This window comes from Pantoea sp. Ap-870 (assembly GCF_011752515.1).
In the GTDB taxonomy this organism is placed as follows: Bacteria; Pseudomonadota; Gammaproteobacteria; order Enterobacterales; family Enterobacteriaceae; genus Pantoea; species Pantoea dispersa.
On the sequence record NZ_VWXG01000010.1, the window covers coordinates 200484 to 211492 of the forward strand.

Sequence of the window (11009 nt, forward strand, 5' to 3'; positions counted from 1 at the left end):
TCGGTTTGCAAAACTTAATTCTTTAATCCGCAGACATAGTTTCGCATTGTCCGTTTTTCCTCCACCGCGAGAATAGCACTCCTGACTAAGACTATTCCTGGGGTGAATCCTGATGGCAGTACCTTCAAGACGCGCGGCAACGGGAGCCGGACTGCTTGCCTGCTCTGTCATGCTGGCCAGCTGCAGCAACCCGGCCTCTGACGCAGCGCCATTAATCAATGGCCGTTATCAGCAGCCTGCCCGCTTCGATGACATTTACCGAAATCGTTCTCCTGAAGTGGTGCGCTACGACCGTTACACGCTCGTCAGCACACGCCCAGATGATGCGCAGCGCGATCCGCTTAATCAGATAATCGATATCACTATGCCTGCTCAGCTGGTTAACTCAGTGGGAGAAGGATTTCGTTATCTCCTGCTGGAGTCCGGCTATTCACTATGCTCAGCCACTTCTTCAGCATTTTCAGAACTGCTCAGCCGCCCCCTTCCTGCCGTGCAGCGCGATATCGGTCCCGTGAAACTGAGCGAAGCCCTGCAGGTGCTGGCCGGTCCGGCCTGGCGCCTGAAGGTGGATGAAGTGAACCGTGAAATCTGCTTTGAGCTGCGTGACCAGTTTCGTAGTTTTGCTACCCCCCAGACGGTGCCGATCTCGCGTGCGCCACAGGCTGTAAATGTGAATCGTCCGGTTGTGACGCAGCCTGTTCAGCCCCCGGTGGTGACAGGAAAAGGCAATACCGTCTCACGCAATCCTTTTACCGGTGACACCATCAGCGTCAATGCCCCGGCCACCGCCCCGGAAACCTCGCTCAAACCGCAGAATCCCGCAGTTCCGTCTCCGGTGCTGACGGCGGCGAACGTGTCGGCACCACAGAAAATCCCTTCGGTGGCCCCGGTAAAAAGCAAACCGGTGTCATCCCCTGCTGCGACTCATGCACCTGATCGAAGAACAGCGCTGTCGCAGAAACCCACTGTGGCCGCAGCGCGCCCGGCGACCGCGCTGCAGTCTACAGTGAACGGCACCTCACCGTCGGCACCGGTCAGCCCCGTTACAACGCTGCCGCCGGCGCCTCCCGTCAGCAGCCAGGCCTCATCTTCTTATGCGCCGGGTACGCCAGTTGCTGCGCTTCCCGTCGGGCAGACCTGGCGGGCGGAACCGGGTTCGACCCTGAAAGAGACGCTGACCAGCTGGGCTTCGAAAGCACAGTGCAGTAATGGCGGCAACTGGGTCGTTATCTGGCCCGTGACGCTTGATTACCGCATCGATGCGCCGCTGGTTTTCCACGGCAACTTTGAGTCGGTCATGGTTCAGGTTTTTGACCTCTACCGCAAAGCCGAAAAACCTCTTTTCGCTGAAGCCAATCGTATTCAGTGCCTGATTTCCGTGAGCGATACGCCAGTGGGAGGAGGTCACTGAGATGGGGTTTGCGCTGCCCATACTCGTGTTCTGTCTGGTCATTTCGCTGATGGCGGGTGATGCGCAGCGCCATTCTGCTGAACACATCCGGCTTTCAATGCAGCAGACCCTGCCGGATCGGCTTGCCGGCGACATGCTGCGCACCGCGGACGCGGTAAATAACTGGCGCTACGGAAAAGCGGTGGCTGATGGTCCGGTATCACTTGCTCAGACAGGTATGGTGCCGCTCCCGGACAATCGCATTAAGACCGTTATCCAGGGGGGGCGCCTCTGGATATGGGTGCCTGCAACTGACGGTGTTTTTGCCGCGCTGCGTGCGAGGTCCATGACCTCGGCGCTGGCCCTGACCGTCAGCGGTGGCCGTCTGCGCATGGCGGATGGCACCGATATGAATCTCTCTCTGCCGTCCGGCGTATCGGAGGGCAGCATTGTTTACCTTAACTAACAACACCAGGGGGCTGCGGATGCGCCGTTTACCTTTCTGCCTGACAGCGCTGGCCGCCGCGTTTGTGCTGTCATCATGTTCGCTGAGTGAAATCAGCAAAATGGATAAGGAAGCCACAGGTCAGGCTGAAACGGCACAGTGGGTGCTGCAGAGCCGCCAGGCTTTATCTCAGCCTACCGTTGTCTGGTCTGATAAACCCTGGGTGAACCTGCAGCCGGTTGCACCGGTCGTGTCCACGCCGGATGAAAAAAAACTGCCTTCCTGTCAGATAACGATTAACCGGCCGGAAGGGATTTCACTGCCGGAGCTGGGTCAGCGCATCACCGCGCTTTGTGGCATCCGGGTGTCGATCACCCCCGATGCTTATGCAGCGCTGAGCAATGTCACAACCGGAGGTGTGGTCACCTCCCCGATGAGCGGTGCGTTGCCGGCACCCGATGATAACGGTCGTGTGCCGCTTTCACAGATCGGCGCTTCTGCAGGGCAGGCCGCGCCTGTTCAGCAAAGCACCATGATTGCGCGTGGCCTTAAGTTCCAGGGGGATGTCCGCGATCTTCTTGATATTGAAGCCAGCGGATACGGCCTGTCCTGGCGAAGTGACAGCAGCGGCGTGTATTTCTATCTTCAGGATACCCGCACTTTTCAGCTGGTTATCCTGAATACAAAGGTTAACAGCAGCGCCTCGATCAATTCCGGCTCAGGCAATCAGCTGGGCAGCGGCGGCGGGACGACCGGCGGGACGACAGGCGATATCAGCTCTAATCAGAAAACTGATTACGGCATGAACAGCGACCTTTACGATGATATTCGTAAAACGGTTGAGCAGATGGTGACCCCAAAATCCGGGCGATTCTGGCTTTCGGCCGCCACCGGCACGCTGAGCGTGACGGATACGCCTGACGTGCTTAACCGCATCGGTCGCTATATCGAGTATCAGAACAAGGTTCTGAGCCGTCAGGTACAGCTCAATATTCAGATTGTCAGCGTCAGCCAGACACGCAACGAGCAGCTGGGCCTTGACTGGGGGCTGGTTTATAAATCCCTCCATAACTTTGGCGCCAGCCTGACAGGGTCAATGGCCAATGCCTCCACATCAGCCGCCAGCGCCGGTATCTCAATCCTCGATACGGCCACAGGTAATGCGGCTAAATTCTCCGGATCAAGCCTGCTTATTAAAGCCCTTTCCGAGCAGGGTAATGTCAGCATGGCACTGAACCAGACTGACCCTACAGCCAACCTGACGCCGGTGGCGTATCAGCTTTCAAGCCAGAAAGGCATCCTGTCCAGTTCCAGCACAACCGCAACGGCGAACGTGGGCGTCACCTCATCGATGACGACGACGACCATTACCACCGGCCTGTTCATGACCATGCTGCCGTTCATTCAGGAAAACGGCGACGTGCAGCTGCAGTTCGCCTTCAGCTATACCAGCCCGCCGCAGATTGAGAAATTCCTCAGCGCTGACGGCAATACTCGTAACGATCTGCCGACAACGTCAACCGAAGGGCTGGCCCGCAAGGTCAATCTGCGCTCTGGTCAGACGCTGGTGCTGACCGGTTCGGAACAGCAGAACCTTTCTGCAGACAAACAGGGCACCCTTACGCCAAACAACTTCATTCTGGGCGGCGGCCAGACAGGCTCCCGCGGCCGCACGACGCTCGTCATCATGATCACCCCTGTTCTGCTGAGGTAAACCATGTCAGTACTGAAAAAAATGAGCCTCCGGGCCGGCATCCGTTTGACGCATCAGCGGCGGGACTGGATGGCAGGTCTGCACTGGGAGCCGCAGCGTAATGCGTTAAGTACCCGGTTTCGCAGTAAAGCGTCGCCTGATACGCATTATGCCGCTGCCGGAAGAGGAAATGCTTCAATGCGCGGCCTGGTTTCCCCGGGGCGCGTGCGCCGCAGCCAGCACGCGCTGGCCGTGGCATTCCTGCTGGCCGAGGGCGGAAATGCCTGGGGTATTTACCGCCTGAGTCACACCGAGGATTCGTGGGTCTTTTTCGCGGCTATCGGCGGGCAGTTATCCGTTATGGGCGATGTGACCGGCTCCCGCGCCATCATTGAACAGTCGGCGGCAAACTTCCTGCGTTTTAATGATGCTGATTCGCCGCGTTTACGCTGTGCCGCAACGGCAGACGACAACCTGCACGCCGGCACACTGACCGACAGACTCAGCCGGGCGCAGGTAAAACGCTGCCGGCTTCATAAGCGCGTGACCGCCCTGTCGGTCATTATCCCGGCAGCCGCCGTCAGCCTCGCGGTGGCCTGTGGCGTTTACTGGTTCGATGCGGCATCGGAAAAGGCTGAACAGGCCGCTGCAATGGCAGCGTTTCGCGCCCGCATGGCATTGACGAAAGAAAAGCCGGCTGAACCCGCACGCGCACCGCACCCGTGGGCCTCACTGCCTCCTGTTTCAGTGCTGCTAAGCAACTGCTGGCTCACGCGTGAGCCCGTATTCGCATCCGTTGCCGGCTGGCGCTTTACCGACGGGGAATGCGTCCCGGAGGGCCTGCGCCTGCGCTTTGTTGCCACCCCGGGTGCAACGGTCGAGGATTTCTCCCGCCGCGCCCGTGAGCTGCTCGGTCACTCAGCCGTCTTCAATCTGCAGGAAGGCGGTAAAAACGGTGATGTTTTCATTCCCTTTAACCATACCCCCCCGACCGGGTTCACTGACGAAGCTCTGCCCGGTGCTGATGCTCAGCTTATGCGCTTTATATCCCATCTGCAGCGCCGCAATCTCGACGTGAAATTTACCGAGGTGAAGCCGCCGCCGGTCGCGCCGGGTGAGGAAAAAATTACCCCTATACAGGACTGGCGGGAATTTAACTTTTCTGTCAGCTCACGTCTGCAGCCCGAGCGACTGTTGCAGGATTTTGATGCCACGGGGCTTCGCCTCAGCAGCCTTTCGATCACCATGAGCCCGCAGGGGCAGTTCGACTACACCATGAAGGGGAGCATCTATGCGCAGAATTAATCCCGCCCTGCCTGGGCTGCTTCTGTCCGCTCTGCTCTGCGGACCCGCGCCTGCGGCCGCTGCCGGCGATGTGCTGCCGCCGAATGTCACCCTCGGGGAGCTGGAAGCTGCGCAGGCCCGCAATCTGATTCTGGAGCAGAAAGTGCAGACGGCGCGGCTGGAGCAGCAGCTGCGGGAAAGTCAGTCCGGACAGGGTGCCGACCGGAATTATCTGGCCACCGCCAGCCAGCCGGCCATGCCGGTTATGGCGCAGCCTGCCCCCTCTCAGCAGGCTGCGTCTGCCGGCACGGAGAAGCGCGCCGGCAGCGTTCGACTGCAGGAAATTTACGGGCGGGGTAATCAGTTACGCGCGCGCATTGTCCTGCCTGACGGCGGGGTCACGGAGGTGGTAAAAGGCGATCAAATCCCGGGCACGGCTAAACGCGTCACTGAGGTAACGTCAACGCTTGTGCGCCTCAGCGACAATTCTGAACTCTCCTTCTGAGGCCACGATGACACCTGATAAAGAGATAATGGATTTTGTGTTCGCCGAGCTGCATGCCACCGGTGGCGTAACACTGTTAATCGACGGCAACCGCCGTAAAGAAGCGGCCATACAACGCTGGGTGATGGACGTCACCCGGACGCATCCCACGGCAAAAACCGAGTTTGTGACGCTGAGCGAGCTGAACCGCCGGCGTGAAGTGGCAGAGCAGCGCGGCCTGAGCCTGTCACAGAGCGTCAGCGAAGGCGATCTGGACAAGCTCGACATCAGCGTATCGCAGGATAAGGTCATCAACTATATGAGGCTCGGTCACGAGTTCAATGCCTCTGATATTCATATTGAAATCAGCAGTGATCGCAGGATTTCCATCGTCCAGCTGCGTATTCATGGCGAGCTGGAGGTGGTGGATGAAGTGAAAGATGTGGAGGGGATGACGCTGGCCTCTACCTCATATCTTTCCATGTGCGACGTGCGCGAACAGTCATTTTTTGCCGGTCGCGAGCAGTCAGGACGCATAGATGCAAAGTTTGCCCGCCGCGCCGGTCTTTATGGCGCGCGATACGAGCATCGTCCAACGCCCGACGGGTTGATAGTTGTCATGCGTCTTATTCCGGACGACGGTGACAACATACCGACGCTGCCGCAGCTGGGTTTTCTGCCGGAGCAGATAAAGCTCATTATGCAGATCCTTCGCCTTCCGGAAGGCATGGTGCTGCTCACTGGCCCAACCGGCTCGGGCAAAAGCGCCACGCTGCGCGTGTTCAGTGACATCTGGCTTGATCTGACGGGCGGTAAAAAGCGCCTGCTGACGCTGGAAAATCCGCCTGAGGGTCGGATTCCGGGTGCCATACAGACGGCCGTCATGCCTGCCGATAACTCGCCGGAGGCCATCAGTCGCGCCTGGACTAACGCCAATGCCTCCGCGCTGCGTCTCGATCCGGATGCCATTCTGAACGGCGAGATGCGTGACCTGCACTCCCTTATCGCCGGCATTTACGCCAGTGAAACCGGCCACGCGCTGTTCTCCACGCTGCACACGCAGAGCCCCATTGGCTCCCTGCGTCGTATGGAGCACTTCGGTATTGACCGCCACCTTCTGGCAGATGCCGCACTCATCACCGGCTTAATAGGCCAGCGTCTCGTGCCGCTGCTGTGCGAACACTGCCGGGTGCCGTGGGAGAAAAAAGCACCTGAGCTGGACGCTGATACGCTGGAACGTCTTGAACGGTACTGCACTGTTGAGGGCTTCTGCGATACCAGCAAACTCTTTTTCCGCAATCACGAAGGCTGTCCCCACTGTCAGAAAACGGTGCCGCTGACCGGACGCATTATCAGCCGGGGTGTGACCGGGCGCACGGCCATTGCCGAAGTAATACGGACCGATGCCCGCCTGATGCAGCTCTGGCTGTCACACGGCCCGGCCGTTGCCCGTCAGTACTGGGTGAATCAGGGCGGTATTACCCGCCGCATGCACCTGATGAGATACCTGGCTGAGGGGCGTGTTGACCCGCTGGAAGGCGATCTTATCTGTCCGCTGGATGAAGATTCGGTAATGGAGTGCGAGGTACCCGATGGCATCCGCTGATCGCTTCACGCCTGACAGGCATATGTCGATAGCAGAAAACCTGCGCTACCGCCTGGTCAGGGCAACATTCACCGGCCAGTACCGCCAGCCGTTTTACGAGACCCTGCGCTTTCTGCTGGAAAACCGTAAACAACTCAAAGAGGCCCTGACCATGATTGGCGAGGTGCACACCGACTTTGGCAGCCGCTGGCATCCTTACCACGAGCTGGTTCAGGACTGTCTTGAAGGGGTGAACGATAACCGCCCCGGTCGCGCGCTGCAGGACGTGCTGGCCGCCTGGGCACCTTACGAAGAGGCCGCACTTATCAGCGCCGGCATGGAAACCGGCAATATTCCCGGTGCCCTGATGCAGGCGGATAAACTCATTGTGGCCCGTCGTCGCATTCTCGGCCAGGTGGTATTCGCCTCAGTATTCCCGATCGTGCTGGTATTGCTGGGGACGGGGTTGCTGCTGGCCAACAACCTGGCGCTGGTCCCCACCCTGAGCAAAATGTCCGATCCGGCAGGCTGGACTGGCGCACTCGGATTTATGAATGGGGTTGCGCAGTGGAGCAGCCGCTGGGGACTGACTGCTGCCGGCGCGGTCGCGGCACTTGTGACGCTGGCGTTCTGGTCCCTGCCCCGATGGCGGGGGCGACTGCGTCGCTTCGCTGATTACCTTTTGCCCTGGTCGGTTTACAAAGACCTGCAGGGGGCGGTGTTTCTGATGAATATCGGGGCGCTGCTGGGTGCTGGCGTGCAGGAGCTTAAGTCGCTGCAGATCCTTAACGGATTCGCTCCGCCCTGGCTGCAGGAGCGCATCGAGGGCGCAATGGACTGCATGAGCGAGGGCGATTCTCTGGGTCGCGCAATGCGCAACAGCGGTTATGACTTCCCCAGCCGTGAGGCGGTGAACTACCTCTCTCTTCTCGATAAAGGCAACAGCGCAGCATCGCTGATCACCAACTATGCCGATCGCTGGCTGGAGCAGGCGCTGGCGCGCGTTGCCCGCCGCGCGAACGTCACCAAGCTCTTTTCTCTCGTCCTGATTATGAGTTTCTTCTTACTCATACTGCTGATGGTGATGCAGATTCAGGATATGAACACCTTCAGCACACATTAAGGAAACATCATGTCATCAAAGGCATTCCCGCAACATCATCGCCAGCCCGATCGCGGCTGGGGCATTATGGAACATGGCGCCATTGCACTGCTCACCATCGTTGTTATCTGTATCGTGGGTGCATGGATCTGGAGCCTGTGGGGTAAAAAGTCCGTAGGCGTGGAGGTATCCAATCTCCAGTTTATCGTGACCAATGCTCAGCAGCTTAAGCAGACTCAGGGAGGGTACAACTTTACCAGCAGCACCACGATGACCGGCACCCTGATCCAGCAGGGTGGCGCGCCGAAAGCCGGCTGGACCATTCAGGGAACGGCGAGCTCCGGCACGGCGACGATGTGGAACAGCTATGGTGGCCAGGTCGTGATAGCACCGGTGGCGACCAACGGGTTCAACAACGGATTTTCTGTTACGACCCAGAAAGTACCGCAGGCAGACTGCATCTCTATTGCCACCCAGCTTGGTTCCGGCGGTGCATTCAGCGCAATCAGCATTAACAGCACGGATTTCAGCGACGGCATTGTCAGCGCGGAAGCGGCAGGAAAGTCCTGCACGGCTGACAGCGGCATGACCGGGAATAACACGCTCGTCTTTACGCATAACGGCTGATGACATGCTGCGCCTGTCCACGGTTCTGTTCCTGATATTGCTTTGCCCCCGTGCGGGGGCGTTTTGCTTTGACGCAGCGGGTGCGAAGTACCATCTCGATCCGCTCCTGCTTAAAGCCATCGCTACGGGCGAGAGCAGCCTCCGGCCGGCAATAACGAATATTAACCGGGATAAAAAAACCGGGCGGGCGCTTAGCACGGACTATGGGCTGATGCAGATCAATTCCTCACATATTCCTGGGCTGATCGCGCAGGGGGTCATCAGCGGTCCACAGGATTTGCTGACGCGCCCCTGCCTTAATGTACAAATCGGCACCTGGATACTTGCCAGACATTTTCAGGTCTGTGGCTACAGCTGGAACTGTCTCGGCTCGTATAACGCCGGGTTCAGAAAAGACCGCCATGAAACGCGCGAGTCCTATGCCAACCGCATATATGCCATTTACCGCCAGCTTTTACTAAAAGAACGGGGAATTAAACTGTGACGCTGCTGACGCTGAGCATGCCGTGGCCAATGCTTATCATCATTTTTCCGCTTGGCTTGTGCCTGTTCTGTTTTATGGCAAACCTGGTACGCCTCAGCTATCTGACCACCAATGATGAAAAAGAATGGCTGGCCATTTTTTTAAATCCCGCCCCCGCCGGCATTACCTGGCTTTTTGCGGCATCGGCAACCTGCATCGTACTGTCGCCGGCGCCGGCTCTGGAAAGGCTGATGGCGCTGTTGCTCAGCCTTTTTCTCTTCAGGATGACGCTCATCGATGCGCTCACCGGATTTCTGCCCCGTTATATGACGGTGAGCTGCCTGATTGCAGGTCTGGCTGCTGCTCTGTCAGCCCCCGGATTCTGGGGGCATGCATTCTCTGCCGCGACGGCGCTGGGGTTATTCGGGCTCTGGCGCTACGTCACTGGAAAAGTCTCTGCGCGTGAATGCCTGGGGCTTGGGGACGTCTGGCTGGCCGGCGCTGTTGCGGCCTGGCTCGGTGGTTGTGAGGGGCTTTATGCACTGCTCACAGGCGTCTTTTTATTTGTGCTCTGGCAGCTTCTGGTGCGCCGCGTCCAGCAGGGAGGACCTATGGGGCCCTGGCTGTGCGCCGGCGCGATGCTGGTCGCGCTTATCAAACTTTATCATCCACTCATTACATGGTGATGCCTGTGAAATCGACTGAAAAAAACGACAGGGGCTGGGCGATCATCAGCACCGGTGCCGCACTGATTATTCTCTTACTCGTCAGCGTCTGGGGGTATTCGCTTATCAGTGACTGGATGGATAAGCGGACATGGATGAACACCGCTGCGCAGGTTTCCCGTTTCACGCAGGCCGTCAAAAGCTATACGGGACGTTATTACGATACGCTGCTCTCCAGCGCCACGACAACGTCCCCTGTTATCGTGACGCCGGTCATGTTGAAAAACACCGGTTTTCTGGAGCAGGGTTTCAGTGAGAACACTATTGATGGCCAGGTATATCGCGCTGCGCTTGTCCGGAATGCAACTAACACGGACCAGCTGCAGGGGCTGATTTTTACACAGAACGGTTCCGCGCTGCCCTTTCTGGCGCTGCGACAGATATCAATGGATATCACCTCTGGCATGGGGGGCTATATCTGGACGTCAGGGATCGCAACCGGCGCGATGAGCAGCTGGAGCATGCCGCTCTCACAATTTGGCGTCAGCACCACGCAGGGCCATATCGCCGTTCTGCTGACCACGGATGAACTGGGTGCCGCGCAGGGTGAAAGCGATCGCCTGTATCGTTTCTCCGTTACCGGTAAGCCAGACCTGAACACGATGCATACCAGCATTGATATGGGAGGAAACAACCTGAATAACGCGGCTACGGTGAACGCGGTAAACGGTGCATTCAGCAGTAACGTCACTGCACGCGGCAACATCACTGCTAACGGAACCGTGACGGGCCAGAACGTCACAGCAGGGTCCGGCGTCTCTGCAGGCGCTAATATCACTGCAGGCAACGCTATTACCGCGAATAATGACATCAGGTCTAATAATGGCTGGATGATCACGCGGGGCTCTAAAGGCTGGCTTAACGAGACATATGGCGGCGGGTTTTATATGTCTGACAATGACTGGGTACGTGCCATTAATAACAAAAACATCTACACCGGCGGCCAGGTTCGTGGAGGAAGCGTTCGGGCTGATGGGCGACTGTCAACGGGAGAGGTTTTACAGCTTGATGGTGTAAACACGGCTGGTACAGGCTGCTCGCCAAACGGGCTGGTAAGCCGCGATGCGTCTGGTGCCATACTTTCCTGTCAATCCGGTGTGTGGAAGGCAAATGCCGGATCGACTTTAAGGGTATGTGCGAACTACTGTGGAGGTAACTGGCCACTTGAAATTGGAAAAGTAAATCATGATGGCGACTGGTCCTCCTGGAAT

General features: G+C 58.1%; 11 protein-coding genes. All 11 read left to right on the top strand.

What is annotated here, in order from left to right; all coding sequences use genetic code 11:
- The first annotated feature begins 112 nt into the window (after positions 1 to 112).
- Positions 113 to 1411, top strand: coding sequence for a TcpQ domain-containing protein (locus F3J41_RS20755; protein ID WP_166712283.1), 1299 nt, complete (start codon positions 113 to 115; stop codon positions 1409 to 1411).
- Position 1412: 1 nt separating this feature from the next.
- Positions 1413 to 1856, top strand: a complete 444-nt coding sequence (gene pilM, locus F3J41_RS20760; RefSeq protein ID WP_166712285.1) for a type IV pilus biogenesis protein PilM — start codon at positions 1413 to 1415, stop codon at positions 1854 to 1856.
- Positions 1857 to 1875: 19 nt separating this feature from the next.
- A complete protein-coding gene (locus F3J41_RS20765) occupies positions 1876 to 3549 on the top strand; it encodes a PilN family type IVB pilus formation outer membrane protein (RefSeq protein WP_166712287.1) in 1674 nt (557 codons plus the stop codon).
- A gap of 3 nt (positions 3550 to 3552) precedes the next feature.
- Positions 3553 to 4833: a type 4b pilus protein PilO2 gene (gene pilO2 / locus F3J41_RS20770; RefSeq protein ID WP_166712289.1), complete on the top strand. Its 1281-nt coding sequence runs from the start codon at positions 3553 to 3555 to the stop codon at positions 4831 to 4833.
- Positions 4820 to 5317 (top strand): type IV pilus biogenesis protein PilP, encoded by a 498-nt coding sequence (pilP, locus tag F3J41_RS20775; protein ID WP_166712291.1) that lies wholly within the window; start codon positions 4820 to 4822, stop codon positions 5315 to 5317. Before pilO2 ends, pilP begins: the two co-directional genes overlap by 14 nt.
- A gap of 7 nt (positions 5318 to 5324) precedes the next feature.
- Entirely contained in the window at positions 5325 to 6902 is a 1578-nt protein-coding gene (locus tag F3J41_RS20780; protein ID WP_166712293.1) for a GspE/PulE family protein, read from the top strand.
- Positions 6889 to 8004 carry a type II secretion system F family protein gene (locus F3J41_RS20785; RefSeq protein WP_059009395.1) on the top strand — a complete coding sequence of 372 codons (1116 nt, stop codon included), beginning with the start codon at positions 6889 to 6891 and terminating at the stop codon, positions 8002 to 8004. The genes F3J41_RS20780 and F3J41_RS20785 overlap by 14 nt, the downstream gene beginning before the upstream one ends.
- Before the next feature lie 9 nt (positions 8005 to 8013).
- On the top strand, positions 8014 to 8610 hold the full coding sequence (locus tag F3J41_RS20790; protein WP_088515942.1) for a type 4 pilus major pilin: 597 nt from the start codon (positions 8014 to 8016) through the stop codon (positions 8608 to 8610).
- Between the two features lie 4 nt (positions 8611 to 8614).
- The gene (locus tag F3J41_RS20795) at positions 8615 to 9094 is read left to right on the top strand and encodes a lytic transglycosylase domain-containing protein (protein ID WP_058770081.1); all 480 of its coding nucleotides are present in this window, start codon (positions 8615 to 8617) and stop codon (positions 9092 to 9094) included.
- Positions 9091 to 9759: a prepilin peptidase gene (locus F3J41_RS20800; RefSeq protein WP_166712295.1), complete on the top strand. Its 669-nt coding sequence runs from the start codon at positions 9091 to 9093 to the stop codon at positions 9757 to 9759. The genes F3J41_RS20795 and F3J41_RS20800 overlap by 4 nt, the downstream gene beginning before the upstream one ends.
- 5 nt (positions 9760 to 9764) lie before the next feature.
- Positions 9765 to 11009, top strand: a 1245-nt coding sequence (gene pilV, locus F3J41_RS20805) for a shufflon system plasmid conjugative transfer pilus tip adhesin PilV (RefSeq protein WP_371815515.1), incomplete at its 3' end; no start/stop codon positions are given.